Source organism: Streptomyces ossamyceticus, from assembly GCF_001418475.1.
Classification (GTDB): domain Bacteria; phylum Actinomycetota; class Actinomycetes; order Streptomycetales; family Streptomycetaceae; genus Streptomyces; species Streptomyces ossamyceticus.
This window is the reverse complement of the sequence record NZ_LIQX01000007.1, coordinates 14,188-28,766: the sequence shown is the minus strand read 5'-3', so window position 1 is coordinate 28,766 and position 14,579 is coordinate 14,188. Positions and strand designations below refer to the sequence as shown.

The window sequence follows — 14,579 nt, the reverse complement described above, 5'->3', positions numbered from 1 at the left end:
CCGCCGTCCTGCCGACCACCCCAGCCCCCACCCCGTCCACCCCGGTCGGCGCCGCGCAGACCCCGGGTCCGGCGCCGTACACCGACCCGGCCGCCCTCTTTCCGGTCGCCACCACCCCGGCCCCCACGCCCCCTTTCGCCGCTCCCGCGGCGTCCGAGGCGTCCGCGGCCGAGCGTCCCGTCTGGTGGCAGGAGGGTGCCGACGACGGGCTCTCGCCGACCACCGAGACCGTGCTCGTCGACGGGGTGCCGGTCGGCGGCGGCAGCCGGGTACGGCTGCGGCCCCGCAGGAGCGCCGACGCCCAGGACATGTTCCTGGCCGGCCGCACCGCGGAGGTGGCCGCCGTCTTCCACGACGTCGACGGCAGCGTGCATCTCGCCGTCACCCTCGACGACGACCCCGCGTCCGAACTGCACACCTGGTACGGCCGCTTCCTCTACTTCCGGCCCGACGAGCTCGAACCACTGGAGCCCGCCACACCCCCGGACGAGCCGTCGAAACCGGCTCCCGCCGCAGCTTCGGCGCGGCACTCGACAACCGACTCCGAGACCCACCGCAGCGGAGGCCGATGACATGACCACCAGCAGCAGTACCACCGACGTCAGCGAGGAACCCAGCCGCGGCGAGGACCGCGAGGGCTTCGACGAGATCACGATCCTGTGGATCTCCGAAGGCATGAGCTGTGACGGCGACACCGTCTCGCTGACCGCCGCGGGCCAGCCCTCCATCGAGGACGTCGTCCTCGGGCTGATCCCCGGCCTGCCGAAGGTGAACCTCGTCAACAAGGTGCTGTCCCCCAGCCTGGGCGGCGAGGACTTCCTCGCCCCCTACCGGGCGGCGGCGCGCGGCGACCTGGCCCCCTTCATCCTCGTCATCGAGGGCTCGATCCCCAACCAGAACATCATCGAGGGCGACGGCTACTGGACGTCCTTCGGCAACGACCCGGAGACCGGTGAGCCGCAGACCCTCAACTGGTGGATCGACCAACTCGCCCCCAAGGCCTGGGCGGTGGTCGCCGCAGGCACCTGCGCCACCTTCGGCGGCATCCACGCCATGTCCGGCAACCCGACCGGCTGCATGGGCCTCGCCGACTACCTGGGCTGGGACTACACCTCCCAGGGCGGGTTGCCCGTGGTCAACGTGCCCGGCTGCCCCATCCAGCCCGAGAACTTCATGGAGGTCCTGATCTGGGTCCTCTACCACGCGGCCGGTTCCGCGCCCCCGCCCCCGCTGGACCACATGCTGCGCCCGCAGTGGCTGTTCGGCAAGACGGTCCACGAGGGCTGCGACCGGGGCGCCTACTACGAGCAGGCCGGTTTCGCCAAGGACTACAACTCGCCCAAGTGTCTGGTGAAGACCGGCTGTTGGGGGCCCGTGGTCAACTGCAACGTGCCCAAGCGCGGCTGGATGGCCGGCATCGGCGGCTGCCCGAACGTCGGCGGCATCTGCATCGGCTGCACCATGCCCGGCTTCCCCGACGCGTTCATGCCGTTCATGGACGAGCCGCCCGGCGGCACCCTGTCGTCGCTCGCCATCAAGCCGTACGGCGCGGTCATCCGCCGGCTGCGCGGCATGACCAACGAGCTGGTGAACCACGAGCCGAGGTGGCGCCACAACAGGCGGAAGCTCACCAGCGGCTACAACCCGCGCTACCGCCCCTGACACCGGGCGCACCGCGCCCCACCGCCGCGGGACCGACCACCCGCGGCACCGCGACACCCCCGAGCACCACCAGACCCCCCACCCACACCACGCCGACAGCGAGGGGCAGCACCGCACATGACCACCACCGAGGCCCGGCCCACCGAGCGCAAGCCGCCACAACTCGTGGACATGTCCTGGGATCCGATCACCCGGATCATCGGGAACCTGGGCATCTACACGAAGATCGACTTCGCCAACCGGGAAGTCGTGGAATGCCACAGCACCTCGTCGCTGTTCCGCGGCTACTCGGTGTTCATGAAGGGCAAGGACCCCCGCGACGCGGGCTTCATCACGTCCCGGATCTGCGGCATCTGCGGCGACAACCACACCACCTGCTCCGACTACGCCCAGCAGATGGCCTACGGCGTCAAGCCGCCCCCGCTGGCCGACTACATCGTCAACCTCGGCGAGGCGGCGGAGTACATCTTCGACCACACGATCTTCCAGGACAACCTGGTCTTCGTGGACTTCTGCGAGGCGATGGTCAAGTCCACCAACCCCGGTGTGCTGGCCCGCGCCGAGGCCACTTCGGCACCCCGCGGCGACATCCACGGCTACCGCACGATCGCCGACATCATGCGGGCCTTCAATCCCTTCGAGGGCGAGGTCTACAAGGAAGCCCTGAAGGTCAGCCGCATCACCCGCGAGATGTTCTGCCTGATGGAGGGGCGGCACGTCCACCCGTCCACGCTGTACCCGGGCGGTGTCGGCACGATGCCGCAGCCGACCACCTTCACCGACTACCTCAGCCGCCTCATGCGGGTCATCGACTTCGTGAAGAAGGCCGTCGCCATGAACGACGACGTCTTCGACTTCTTCTACGAGGCGCTGCCCGGCTACGAGGAGGTCGGCCGCCGCCGTGTCCTGCTGGGCTGCTGGGGCGCCTTCCAGGACCCCATGACCGTCGACTACCGCTACGAGACGATGAACACCTGGGGCAAGCAGATGTACGTCACCCCGGGCGTCATCGTGGACGGCGAGCTCGTCACCAACAACCTCATCGACATCAACCTCGGCCTGCGCATCATGCTGGGCAGCTCGTACTACGAGGACTGGGTCAACGAGAAGCCGTTCGTCACCCACGACCCGCTCGGCAACCCCGTCGACATGCGCCACCCGTGGAACCAGACCACCGTCCCGGTGCCGCAGAAGCGGAACTTCGACGACAAGTACAGCTGGGTCATGAGCCCCCGCTGGCTCGACCCGCGCACCGGGGACCACCTCGCCCTCGACACCGGCGGCGGCCCCCTCGCCCGTCTGTGGTCGACCGCGCTGAGCGGCCTCGTCGACACCCCGTACGTCAAGGCCACCGGCCATAGCGTGCGCATCTCCCTGCCCAAGGGCGAGAAGCTCCCGGAGACGACGTTCGAGTGGCGCATCCCGCAGTGGAGCAACACCATCGAACGCGACCGCGCCCGGCCGTACTTCGTCGCCTACGCGGCCGCGATGGCCCTCCAGTTCCTGGAGGAGGCCATGGGGCTGGTGCGGGCCGGCGAGACCAAGGTGTTCGAGAACTTCGAGGTGCCCGACGAGGCGATCGGCTGCGGCTTCCACGAGGCCGTGCGCGGTGTCCTCTCCCACCACCTGGTGATCAAGGACAAGAAGATCGCCAACTACCACCCCTACCCGCCCACGCCGTGGAACGCCAGCCCCCGCGACAAGTTCGGCACCCCCGGCCCGTACGAGGACGCCGTCCAGGGCCAGCCGATCTTCGAGGAGAACGGGCCCGACGACTTCAAGGGCATCGACATCATGCGCACCGTGCGCAGCTTCGACCCCTGTCTGCCGTGCGGCGTCCACATGTACGTCGGCAAGGGCAAGACGCTGACCACGCTCCACTCGCCGACCTACGGGGCGAACCATGGCTGAGGCCGCCGCCCCCGAACGGCTCGCGGACCTCGACGTCGAGGCCCGGCTGGCCCGCCTCGACGAGCTGCTGGAGGAGGTCGAGGCCGCGCCCGGCCCCGCCGCCCGCGCGGCGACCGACGCGGTACGGCTGCTCACCGAGGTCTACGGCGAGGCCCTGGCCCGTGTCCTGGACCAGGCGGACGCGCCGCTCGCCGAACGCCTCGCCGACGACGAGTTGCTCGGCCATCTGCTGGTGCTGCACGACATCCACCCCGAGCCCCCCGAGCAGCGGGCGGCCCGCGCCGTCGAACGCCTGCGGCCCGCCGTGCGGGAACGCGGCGGCGACGTCGAGTGGGCCGGAACGGAAGGGGACGTGGCCCGGGTCCGGCTGACGTCGGGCGGCGGCTGCGGATCCGGGTGCGGTGGCGGAGGGGGCGGCGGCGAGGTGAGTGCCGCCGTCCGCGAAGCGGTGCTCGCCATGGCTCCCGAGCTGACGGCGGTGGAACCGGTGCCGCAGGCCCCGGCCCCCGCGTTCGTCCCGCTGACCACGCTCAAGCGCCGGGATGCCCCATGACCACCGAGGGCGCACTGGCCCGCCTCATCCGGTCCTCGGCCGACCGCGCCGCGACGGCCGGGGCGGAGGTGTGCGACCTGTGCGCCGCACCGGTCGCCGATGAACACGCCCACCTCTACGACACCGGGCAGGCGGAGGTGCGCTGCGTGTGCGGCCCCTGCTCGGTGCTGTTCGCCGACGCCAAGGCCGCGGAGGGGCACCATCGGCTCGTGCCCCGGCGCCGGGTGCGGCTGCCCCACGTGGACACCGCCGTCCTCGGGGTGCCGGTCGGCCTGGTCTTCTTCGTGCCCCGGACGGACGGCACGGTCACCGCCGAGGGCCCGAGCCCCGCGGGCGCCATGCGCTGGGAGGTGGACGCCTCGGCCTGGAAGGAGCTGACCGGGACGTGTCCGCAGCTCGCCGGCATGGAACCCGACGTGGAGGCCCTCCTGGTGAACACCGTCCACGGCCTCGACCACCACTGGATCGTGCCGATCGACGACTGCTACCGCATGGTCGCCCTCGTACGCCGCGAGTGGCGCGGCCTGTCCGGCGGCGGCCGGGTCTGGCCGGCCGTCGAGGAATTCTTCGAGGACCTCACCGAGCGGTCATGACCACGCACTCCGCCGGTCGGAGGCGAGGAAGGAGAACACCCATGGGCAGCATCAGAGTGGGCCGGGCCCAGGCCAGGCCCGACACGCCCCGGCACATCATGGGCATGCACCAGGGCAACCGGGGACCGTACAAGGACCAGAAGGGACACCACGAGGACGGCACCGCCGACGCGCGCCGTTCCACCGGGATCCACTGGAAGCGGCATGACACCCTCGCGGAGACCATGCCGAACATCTCACCGGGATGAGACAGCAGGGAGTCGCCGCAATGATGACGTACATGCGTGCACGAAGGCCCGCCGCCCACCGCGGACGGAGCGGGATGACGGGACAGCGGGTCCTGATGGCCGAGGCCGCCGTGGTCGGTGGTCTGGCCCTGGGGCTGCTCCTGTGGGAGCTGCCCAGCCTGCGGCGCGAGGCGCGGATCTGGCGGATGGCCGGCGGCTTCCGCGCCGGCCACCGGTACCCGTGAGCCGACCGTGCACGAACTGTCGATCGCGACCGCGATCATCGAACGGGCCGACGAGATGGCCCGTGCGGACGGCACGGACTCCGTCTCGGCGGTGACCGTCCGGGTCGGGGAGCTGGCGGGCGTCGTCCCCGACGCCCTCAGCTTCGCCTTCGAGGTGGCCCGTGACGGAACCGCCCTCGCCGGGGCCCGGCTCCAGGTCGAGCAGGTCCCCGCACAGGCCTGGTGCGGTCCGTGCGCCGAGGAGTTCGCGGTGGGCATGCCGCCGTTCTTCTGGTGCCCGCGCTGCGACCGGCCCTCCACCGAGCTGCGCAGCGGCCGGGAACTGGAGATCGCCGCGATCGAGCCGGCACCGGCCACGGCGTAGTCCGAGCGCCGGAACCGGCCACCGCACAGCCCGAGGGCCCCGCCGGAACGTCGGCGGGGCCCTCGAACGTTCCCCTCGGCGAAGACGTCCTCCTCAGCAGATGCGCGGCAACTGCTCGCCGAGCGGCAGGTCCACCACCCGTGTGCCGCCGAGTCCGGTGGCGACCACGACCATTCCCGGATGCTCGGCCACGCACTCGCCGATCAACGTGGCCCCGGCGCCCTGTGGATGGGCGCGCATCGCCGCCAGCACCTCCTGTGCCGCCGACGGCGGCACGAAGGCCACCAGGCGGCCCTCGTTGGCGACGTACAGCGGGTCCAGCCCGAGGAAACCGCAGGCGTTGGCCACCGCGTCCGGCACCGGGATCGCGCGCTCCTGGAGCCGGACGCCGGTCCCGGAGGCACGGGCGATCTCGTTCAGGGACGCCGCGAGGCCGCCCCGGGTGGGATCGCGCAGCACATGGATGTCGGGGGTGACGGCCAGCATCGCCGCGACCAGGTCCGCGAGCGGCGCGGTGTCGCTGGCGACGTCCACCCCGAACTCCAGCCCCTCCCGGACGCTCATGATCGCCACCCCGTGCAGGCCGATGGGCCCGCTGACGATGACCGCGTCCCCCGGCCGTGCCCGCTGCGGCCGGATGTCCACGCCGTCCGGGACGAGGCCCACACCGGCGGTGGTGACGTACACCCCGTCGCCGTGCCCGGACTCCACCACCTTGGTGTCCCCCGTGGCGACCAGGACACCGGCGGCCCCGGCCGCCGCGCCCATGGCGCGCGCGATCCGCTCCACGACCGTCAGTTCCACGCCCTCCTCCAGCACGAAGGCGGCGGACAGATACGCGGGCCGGGCACCGCTCATCGCCAGGTCGTTGACGGTGCCGTTGACCGCGAGGTCACCCAGGCAGCCGCCGGGGAAGAACAGCGGCCGGACCACATAGGAGTCGGTGGAGAACGCGAGCCGCGCGCCGCCCAGTTCGAGGACGGCGGAGTCGGCGAGCGAGGCCAGGACGGCATTGCCATAGGCGGGGGCGAACACCTGCTCCACCAGCTCCGCCGACAGCGCGCCCCCTCCGCCGTGCCCCATGACCACGACCGGCTGGTCGCGCAGCGGGGCGGGGCAGGTCCACCGCGCGGGGTCGACCACATCGACGTGTTCAGGCAACGGGGTTCATCTCCTCCCGCGCGACCGGAGCGGCCTGCGGTGTCGGGCCGTCGTTCATCCGGCGGTACAGGTAGTACGCCGCGCAGGCGCCCTCGCTGGACACCATGGTGGCGCCGAGCGGGGTGCGCGGGGTGCAGGTGGTGCCGAACGCGGCGCACTCCGTGGGCTTGATCAGCCCTTGCAGCACCTCACCGCTGCGGCACTCGGCCGGCTCCTCGGTACGGATCCCGGTGACGTCGAAGCGGTGCTCGGCGTCGAACGCGCGGAACGCGTCGGTGAGCCGCCAACCACTCGCGGGGATGCGTCCGATGCCCCGCCAGTTGCGGTCGGTGACCTCGAACACCTCCTCGATCATGCGGACGGCCGCCGGGTTGCCCTCGTCGCGCACGGCACGCGCGTAGGCGTTCTCCACCCGGTGCTCACCGCGCTCCAACTGGCGGACCGCGCGGCGGATGCCCTCCAGGATGTCCAGCGGCTCGAAGCCGGTCACCACGATCGGGACGCCGTACCGCTCGGCGAGTGCCGGGTACTCGGCCGTGCCCATCACGCTGCACACGTGCCCGGCGGCCAGGAAGCCCTGCACGCGGCAGGTGGGCGCCGTCATGATCGCCTCGACGGCCGGGGGCACCCGCACATGCGACACCAGCAGGCTGAAGTTGGTCAGGCCCAGGCGGCGCGCCTGGTGCACGGCCATCGCGTTGGCGGGGGCCGTGGTCTCGAAGCCGATGGCGAAGAAGACCACCTCACGGCCCGGGTTGCGGCGGGCCAGCTCCAGCGCGTCGAGCGGCGAGTACACCACGCGGACGTCGCCGCCCCCGCCCTTGACCCGGAACAGGTCCCGGTCGGTGCCGGGCACCCGGAGCATGTCCCCGAAGGAACAGAAGATCACTCCGGGACGGGCCGCGATCTCCAGTGCCTTGTCGATGACGTCCAGCGGCGTCACACACACCGGGCAGCCGGGCCCGTGGATCAACTCCACCTCGTCGGGCAGCAGACGGTCGATGCCGTGCCGGACGATCGAGTGGGTCTGCCCGCCGCACACCTCCATCAGGGCCCACGGCCGGGTGGCGGTGGCACGGATCTCGTCCAGCAGCCGCCGCGCCAGAGCGGGGTCGTTGAACTCGTCGATGTACTTCACGGGGTTCCCGCCTCCTTCGCCGCCTGCTCCCAGGCGTCGCCGAACTCCTCCTCCAGCAGCCCCAGTTCCTCGAAGAGCTTCAAGGACGCCAGGGCCGACTCCTCGTCCAGGCGCTGGAGCGCGAACCCGACGTGCACGATGACGTACTCACCGACGCGCACATCGGGCACGTACTCCAGACACGCCTGTTTCTGCACACCGCCGAAGTCGATCAGCCCGGTGAGGGGGTCGGCGCTGTCGTCGATGGCCACGACCTTGCCGGGCACTGCCAAACACATGGGTCACTCCTCTTGTCGTCGGTGAGCCGCGACCACCAGTTGGCCGAGGGCCAGCCCGCCGTCGTTCGGCGGGACCTCGCCGTGCCGCAGCACCGAGAAGCCCGCCCCGGTCAGCAGCCGCGCGCACTCCTCCTCCAGCAGGGCGTTGGCGAAGACGCCGCCGCTCAGGGCGACGACGTCGAGGCCGGTGTCCCGGCGCGCCCGTCGGCAGAGCTCCACGATGGCCCGTGCGACGCCCCGGTGGAAGCGCGCCCCGAGCACCGCGGTCGGGGTGCCCCGGCGCAGATCGGCGACGAGCGCGCGCAGCACGGGCGCCGGGTCCCACACACCGTCGCCGATGCCGAAGGCGTACGCCGAGGAGTCCGCGTCCCAGGCCGAGGCCGCGGCGGCCTCCAGCTCCAGGGCGGCCTGCGCCTCGTACCCCGCGCGGTGGCACACACCGGCGAGGGACGACACGGCGTCGAAGAGACGGCCCATGCTGGAGGTCGCCACACAGGCCAGCCCGCGCGTCAACTGCTGCTCCAGAAGACGGAGTTCATCTCGGGTGCAGGCTGTCGTGCAGGGCAGATCGGGGTCCCAGGGCAGGCCCGCCGCCCACAGCCGGGCCAGCGCGAGGCGGCAGGGGTTCGCCACGCCCGCGTCGCCACCCGGCAGCGGGGCGGGGGCCAGGTGGGCGAGGCGCCGGTGGCCCGCGTAGTCGGCGAGCAGGATCTCACCGCCCCAGACGGTGCCGTCGTCGCCGTAGCCCGTGCCGTCGAACGCGACACCGATGACGGGTGTCGTCCCGTCGAGGCGGTGCTCGGCCATCGCCGACGCGATGTGCGCGTGGTGGTGCTGGACCAGCACGGGTCTGCCCCCGGCCAGCCGGGCGGCCCACCGGGCGGAGTGGTAGCCGGGGTGCCGGTCCGCGGCGACCAGCTCGGGGCTGACACCGGTCAGGCTCCGCATCCGGGTCTCCGCCCGCCGGGCCGCCTCCAGGGTGGTCAGGTCGCCCATGTCGCCGATGTGCGGCCCGAACCACGCCTGGTCGCCCTCGCCGACGCACAGGGCGTTCTTCAGGTCGCCGCCCACCGCGAGCGCGGGCCGCACCGCCACCGCCAGCCGCAGCGGGCGGGGCACATATCCGCGGGAGCGGCGCAGCACCTGCTCGGTGCCGTCGGCGCGCACCCGCAGCAGGGAGTCGTCGCAGGGCGCGGAGACCTCCCGGTCATGGGCGAGCCAGGCGTCCGCGAGCCCCGCCAGCCGGGTCAGCGCCTCGTCGTCGTCCGTGACGATCGGTTCCCCGGAGCGGTTGCCGCTCGTCATCACCAGCACGCGCGGGCCCGGCGGATCGCCGGCCAGCCCGAACAGCAGCGTGTGCAGCGGGGTGTACGGCAGCATCACACCGAGGTGCGGGCTGCCGGGGCACACTCCGGGCGCGAGCATCCCCTGCCCGGCGCGCGGGCGCAGCAGGACGATGGGACGCCGGGGGCCGCTGAGTGTCGCCGCCTCGGCCCCGGAGACGGTGGCGATCCGCCGCGCGGTGTCGAGGTCCGCGCACATCACCGCGAACGGCTTGCCGCCGCGCGCCTTGCGGGCGCGCAGGGTGTCGACGGCGGTCGCGTCGGTGGCGTCGCACGCCAGGTGGTAGCCGCCGAGGCCCTTGACGGCGACGACCCGCCCGGCGGCCAGCAGCGCGCGGGCCGCCGGGAGGGCGTCGGCGCCGAGGGCGGGCCGGGCAGCGTCACCCGGCGCGGGCACGAGCCGCAGCCGGGGCCCGCAGTCGGGGCAGGCGACGGGCTGGGCGTGGAAGCGGCGGTCGCCGGGGTCGCCGTACTCGCGGGCGCAGGCCGGACACAGGGGGAAGCCGGCCATGGTGGTGACCGCCCGGTCGTAGGGCATCCCGGTGGCGATGGTGAAGCGGGGACCGCAGTGGGTGCAGGTGACGAAGGGGTGCCGGTGCCTGCGGTCGGCCGGGTCGGCCAGCTCCCGCAGACAGTCCCCGCAGGTCGCCACGTCGGGCGGGAGCAGGGTGCGGCCCGGGGAGCGGTCGGTGGAACGGATCGTGAAGGTGTCGTCGGCGCCGGTGACGGTCAGTTCCTCGACGTCGACGGCGGTGACCGTGGCCAACGGGGGCGGCTCGGCGGCCAGTCGGTCGCAGAAGCGGGAGACGCCGTCGGGCGGGCCCTCCACCTCGATGAGCACGCCGTCCGCCGTGTTCCCCACGAACCCGGCCAGTTCCAGGTCGGTGGCCAGACGGTGGACGAAGGGGCGGAAGCCGACGCCCTGCACGGTTCCGCGGACGGTGACGCGTCGGCGCACCGTCCGGGCGTCGCCGGTGCCGCGCGGGGTGCGGGTGGCGGGCGCCGTCACGAGACGCGGCCGGCCGCGAGGCCGGACGCGGCGTCGTCATGGCGGTGCGGGCGCGGCGCCAGGGGAGGCCGGTGGACGGGCGCTCCGTCCCGCACGGCGAGCACCCGTTCCAGGACGGTGTCGACGCCCTCGCCGCCGCGGGCGCAGGACCGCAGCACCTCCACGCCCGGGTTGACCCGCTGGACATGGGCGAGGAAGGCGGACTCGTCGAACCCGGCGGCCTCGGCGAGGTCGGTCTTGGTGAGCACCACGAGCTGGGCGGAGCCGAAGGCAGTGGGGTACTTCAGCGGCTTGTCCTCGCCCTCCGTCACCGCCATCAGGACGATCCGCAGGCTCTCCCCGAGGTCGTAGGAGGCCGGGCAGACGAGGTTGCCGACGTTCTCCACGAACAGCAGCGAGGTGTCGGCGGGCAGCCAGCTCTCCACGTGGCCGCGCAGCTGCCGGGCTTCCAGATGGCACAGCCCGTCGGTCAGCAGCTGCTTCACCGGTGCCCCCGAGCGTGCGAGCCGGTGGGCGTCGTTCTCGGTCGCCAGGTCCGCGGTCAGCGCGGCCACCGGGATCCCCCGCTCCACGGCCCGGCCCAGCACCCGGCCGAGCAGTTCGGTCTTGCCGCTGCCCGGGCTGGAGAGCAGATTGACCACGGTCACCCCGCGGCCGGTGAGTTCGTCGCGCAGGCTCGCGGCCAGCCCGTCGTTCTTCGCCAGGACGGCCTGGGTGACGTCGTCCATGGACTCGCACATGGGCACAGCTCCTCGCGGGTTTCGGGTGCGTCGGACCGCTGCCGATCCTGCGCGCCCCCGGCCGCCGAGCGGCGGAGACGGGCCGCTGACGGCCCCGGGGATTCGTCCGGGCGGCTCAACGAGGCGCTCGCGGACGCGGCCGGGTCGGGGCGGGTTCGGGTTCGGGTTCGGGGAGGTGACGGGGGCAGGGGCGCCCGTGGATGGCCGCCGGGGCCCCGCGCCCCCGGCCACCGGCTCACCCGCGCATCCCCGCCAGACTCACCCAGGCATCCCCGACAGGCTCGGCGTCGGCGTCGCCGTCGGGTCGGCGAGCAGCGCCGGGACCAGGGTGTGCAGCGCGGTGACGGCGCGCTGCACGGCATCGCGCACCGTCGCGCTGACGCCCGGGGCGATGTCCTCGTCGCCGTTCGGGAGTACCTCCGGTTCGCAGGCGAGGACGAGCACGCGGGGGAGCGGTTCGTCGCCCAGGTGGGCGGCCAGGGCCAGCACCTTCGCCGGGTCCATGCCGTGCGCCTCGGGCGGGGGGCCGCCGGTGGCACGGTCGGGGAGCTCCGGTTCGATCAGCGACAGGGTGCCGGGCCGGTGGCCGCGCGCGCAGGCGTCGACCAGGACGGCGGTGTCGTAGCCGCCGAGCAGTTCGTAGGCGAGGTCCATGCCGCGGATGCCGAAGTCCCGCACCCGCGCCCCGGGCGGCAACGGGCGCCCTTCCAGGGCGCGGATCACCTCGGGGCCGAAGGCGTCGTCCGCGAGGAAGATGTTGCCGACGCCCGCCACCAGCAGCCGCGCGCTCATCGTGCGCCTCCCGTCGCCAGGGGCCGGGCGGAGCCGTGCGGGAGCTTCCGCACGAACGCCGAACGCAGGGCGTGGTACGGGGCCTGCGGGTCGAAGAAGACGGCGTGCATCCGGGCGAGTTCGTCCCGTCGGTGATCGGCGAGCGGCCGCCGCTCCTCGTCCGCCATCAGGGCCGCGGCCTTCGCGGCGACCCGCGACGCGAGGTCCGGGGCGTCGGCCAGCTCCGCCGCCATCCGGGCGACCTCGGAGGTGAAACCCTGCGGCGGGACCGGCACCGGGCGGTCCACCAACCCGATCCGCGCGGCGGTCGCGGCACTCACCGGCAACGCCTCGCCCGTCAGCCGCCCGGCCGTCTCCGCCCCGACGCGACGGGGAAGCGTGTACGTCCAGTACTCCGACCCGTACAGGCCCATGCGCCGATAGTGCGGGTTGAGGACGGCGCCCTCGCGGCACCACACCTCGTCGGCGGCCAGGGCGAGCATGACGCCGCCCGCCGCCGCGTTGCCGCCGAGCGCCGCCACCACCAGGCGGTCGGTGGTGCGCAGCACCGCCTCGACCAGGTCGTTCATGGCGTCGAGGTTGGCCCGCGACTCGGCCGCCGGGTCGGCCGACGCCTCGATGACGCCCAGGTGGATGCCGTTGGAGAAGAAGTCGCGGGACCCGCCGAGCACCAGCACCGGGGTGGGGCGGGCGAGCGCGTACCGGTAGGCGTCGAGGAGCCGACGGCAGTGGTCGGTGTTCATGGCGCCACCGGGGAACGAGAAGTCCAGGAACCCGACGGCGCCCTGCCGCCGGTACCGGATGTCGGTGAACGTGCGCCGGTCCGGGGGCAGTTCGAGCGGGACGGCGCTCACCGGCAGCCGGTTCGACCGCTCGGCGCCGGACGTCCCCCGGTCGGTGCCGGGCGGGGCGGGGAAGCCCGCGAGGACCGACGCGGCGGGGCGGCGGAACGGCGCCGGGTCCCCGGAACTCTTGCGGGGGCGCAGCTCCAAGATCCACACCGCGCCGTCGCGGGTGGCCCGGCAGACCGCGCCGGCCCGGGTCGCCAGCACTTCGCCGGGAGCGCCACGGAGCCGGTCCTCGGCGTGCCCGCCGTGCAGGAACACCTCGCGGCCGAGGACTTCGTCGAGGACCCCCGGCTGCGAGTCGGCCGCGCGGAGCTTTTCCAGCACCGTCTCCGTACTGTCGTTCTCCCAGTCGATGCCGCGCCGCTCCTGGCGGAAGAAGTCGCGCCACACCACCCGGATCCCGGGATCGCTCTGCGGCTGCGGTTTGAAGGCCCCGTCGGCGTACCGCTGGACGGCCAGCAGGACGGCGGCCGAGGCGGCGTCGGCGACCTCGCCCCGGTACAGGTCGCTCTTGCCGACCGGAGGCACCGGGAAGGACACGGCGGCCCACACGTCACCGGCGTCCATCCCCGCCTCCGCCTGGAGCACCGTCACACCCCAGCGGGCCGCACCCTCGGCGATCGCCCAGTCCAGGGAGGACGGGCCACGGTCGCCGGGCGGTCCCGGGTGCACGATGAGGCAGGTGTGCTCCCGCCACACCTCCTCGGGCAGCGCCGTCCTCAGCATCGGCGCGACGATCAGTTCCGGGCGGGCCTCGCGCACGGCGGCCAGGACCGCGTCGGTTCCGTGCGAGGCCAGCACGACGTCGACCCGGTGACCCCGGTCGGACAGTTCCGCGTACACCCGCTGGGAGAGGCTGTTGAACGCGCTGGCTACGAGCAGGATGTCCATGATGGGGAATGTTGGCCGGTTACGGGAGGGTCGCGAAGGACCACGGCGGCGTTTCGCCGGGCCGACCTCCCGACGCGGGCGTCCTCGACGGGACCCGGTCGCCGTTAAGGTCGTGTCGCGGCGGTCGTCACACCGCCGGTGTGACGACAGAACGCGCAGGTCGGATCCGAGGTCATGGGGGCGTAGTGCGATTGCGAGTGGAGTTCACCACCGAGCCGTTCGACCTGGACGAGCCGCCCCGGCACGCGCTGGTCGCCCGCGACGTCATCGAGGCCGCCGCGCTGGACGCGGTCGACGTGGGCCCCTTCGGCAACACCGCCGAGGGCGGCTCCGACGCCGTCCTCGGCGCGGTCGACGCCCTGCTGCGCCGGGCCCTGGAGGCGGGCGCCACCCGGGTCTCGCTCCAGGTCAACGTGGTCGGGGAGTCCGGGGAGGGGCAGGGGTGACCGCCGCCGGGGACGACCCCTTCGTCGCTGCCGTCAAACCGCTGGTCGACGCCATGGGCGGGGCCCTGCTGCCGCCGGGCGAGGCCGGCCCCGACGACGTCGTGCTCTCCTGGCAGGGCGCCGACGTCGTCGCCGTCCGGCTGCCGCAGCTCGCCGAGTCGCTGGACCACATCCTCGCCGCGCTGGAGCGCCGGCACGGCAAGCCCCTCGCCGACCTCGACCGGAAGACCAAGCAGGAGATCGTGCGGACGTTGGAGGCGCGCGGCGCGTTCTCCGTACGGCACGGTGTGGAGACCGTCGCGAGCGCGCTGGGCGTCAGCCGCTTCACCGTCTACAACTACCTGAACAGGGAGAACGCGGCCAAGGGCCGATGACGGG

16 protein-coding genes and 1 pseudogene are annotated in these 14,579 nt (G+C 73.2%); 10 read left to right on the top strand and 7 right to left on the bottom strand.

The features are described 5' to 3' along the window. The 8 genes and pseudogenes from AOK15_RS00900 to hypA form a co-directional block, all read left to right on the top strand. Window positions 1-572, top strand: a pseudogene (locus AOK15_RS00900) (hypothetical protein); the annotation flags it as partial. Window position 573: 1 nt separating this feature from the next. Further along, window positions 574-1,662, top strand: coding sequence for an NADH-quinone oxidoreductase subunit B family protein (locus AOK15_RS00895; protein ID WP_055511630.1), 1,089 nt, complete (start codon window positions 574-576; stop codon window positions 1,660-1,662). 117 nt (window positions 1,663-1,779) lie between these two features. Then, a complete protein-coding gene (locus tag AOK15_RS00890) occupies window positions 1,780-3,573 on the top strand; it encodes a nickel-dependent hydrogenase large subunit (protein WP_055511628.1) in 1,794 nt (597 codons plus the stop codon). Beyond that, the gene (locus tag AOK15_RS00885; RefSeq protein WP_055511626.1) at window positions 3,566-4,126 is read left to right on the top strand and encodes a NifU family protein; all 561 of its coding nucleotides are present in this window, start codon (window positions 3,566-3,568) and stop codon (window positions 4,124-4,126) included. The genes AOK15_RS00890 and AOK15_RS00885 overlap by 8 nt, the downstream gene beginning before the upstream one ends. Then, window positions 4,123-4,719: a DUF5947 family protein gene (locus AOK15_RS00880; RefSeq protein WP_055511624.1), complete on the top strand. Its 597-nt coding sequence runs from the start codon at window positions 4,123-4,125 to the stop codon at window positions 4,717-4,719. The genes AOK15_RS00885 and AOK15_RS00880 overlap by 4 nt, the downstream gene beginning before the upstream one ends. 41 nt (window positions 4,720-4,760) lie before the next feature. Beyond that, window positions 4,761-4,967, top strand: coding sequence for a hypothetical protein (locus AOK15_RS00875; protein WP_055511622.1), 207 nt, complete (start codon window positions 4,761-4,763; stop codon window positions 4,965-4,967). 74 nt (window positions 4,968-5,041) lie between these two features. After that, window positions 5,042-5,191, top strand: a complete 150-nt coding sequence (locus AOK15_RS45500) for a hypothetical protein (RefSeq protein ID WP_167738776.1) — start codon at window positions 5,042-5,044, stop codon at window positions 5,189-5,191. Window positions 5,192-5,198: 7 nt separating this feature from the next. Continuing rightward, window positions 5,199-5,555 carry a hydrogenase maturation nickel metallochaperone HypA gene (hypA, locus tag AOK15_RS00870; RefSeq protein WP_055511620.1) on the top strand — a complete coding sequence of 119 codons (357 nt, stop codon included), beginning with the start codon at window positions 5,199-5,201 and terminating at the stop codon, window positions 5,553-5,555. Between the two features lie 93 nt (window positions 5,556-5,648). On the opposite strand, the gene hypE is transcribed toward hypA, so the two are convergent. The 7 genes from hypE to AOK15_RS00835 form a co-directional block, all read right to left on the bottom strand. Continuing rightward, window positions 5,649-6,716 carry a hydrogenase expression/formation protein HypE gene (gene hypE / locus AOK15_RS00865; RefSeq protein WP_055511618.1) on the bottom strand — a complete coding sequence of 356 codons (1,068 nt, stop codon included), beginning with the start codon at window positions 6,714-6,716 and terminating at the stop codon, window positions 5,649-5,651. Then, complete coding sequence (gene hypD, locus AOK15_RS00860; protein ID WP_055511616.1) at window positions 6,709-7,854, bottom strand: hydrogenase formation protein HypD; 1,146 nt, start codon at window positions 7,852-7,854, stop codon at window positions 6,709-6,711. Before hypD ends, hypE begins: the two co-directional genes overlap by 8 nt. Further along, entirely contained in the window at window positions 7,851-8,132 is a 282-nt protein-coding gene (locus tag AOK15_RS00855) for a HypC/HybG/HupF family hydrogenase formation chaperone (protein WP_055511614.1), read from the bottom strand. Before AOK15_RS00855 ends, hypD begins: the two co-directional genes overlap by 4 nt. Window positions 8,133-8,135: 3 nt before the next feature. After that, window positions 8,136-10,484: a carbamoyltransferase HypF gene (gene hypF / locus AOK15_RS00850; protein WP_055511612.1), complete on the bottom strand. Its 2,349-nt coding sequence runs from the start codon at window positions 10,482-10,484 to the stop codon at window positions 8,136-8,138. Then, window positions 10,481-11,224, bottom strand: a complete 744-nt coding sequence (hypB, locus tag AOK15_RS00845) for a hydrogenase nickel incorporation protein HypB (RefSeq protein WP_055511610.1) — start codon at window positions 11,222-11,224, stop codon at window positions 10,481-10,483. Before hypB ends, hypF begins: the two co-directional genes overlap by 4 nt. A gap of 258 nt (window positions 11,225-11,482) precedes the next feature. Next, window positions 11,483-12,016, bottom strand: coding sequence for a hydrogenase maturation protease (locus tag AOK15_RS00840; protein WP_055511609.1), 534 nt, complete (start codon window positions 12,014-12,016; stop codon window positions 11,483-11,485). Then, a complete protein-coding gene (locus AOK15_RS00835) occupies window positions 12,013-13,755 on the bottom strand; it encodes an enoyl-CoA hydratase-related protein (RefSeq protein ID WP_055511607.1) in 1,743 nt (580 codons plus the stop codon). Before AOK15_RS00835 ends, AOK15_RS00840 begins: the two co-directional genes overlap by 4 nt. Before the next feature lie 185 nt (window positions 13,756-13,940). Between AOK15_RS00835 and AOK15_RS00830 the strand changes: the two genes are divergently transcribed. Then, window positions 13,941-14,201 carry a YkoF family thiamine-binding protein gene (locus tag AOK15_RS00830; protein WP_055511605.1) on the top strand — a complete coding sequence of 87 codons (261 nt, stop codon included), beginning with the start codon at window positions 13,941-13,943 and terminating at the stop codon, window positions 14,199-14,201. Further along, window positions 14,198-14,575 carry a helix-turn-helix domain-containing protein gene (locus AOK15_RS00825; protein ID WP_055511603.1) on the top strand — a complete coding sequence of 126 codons (378 nt, stop codon included), beginning with the start codon at window positions 14,198-14,200 and terminating at the stop codon, window positions 14,573-14,575. The genes AOK15_RS00830 and AOK15_RS00825 overlap by 4 nt, the downstream gene beginning before the upstream one ends. Window positions 14,576-14,579 lie beyond the last annotated feature (4 nt).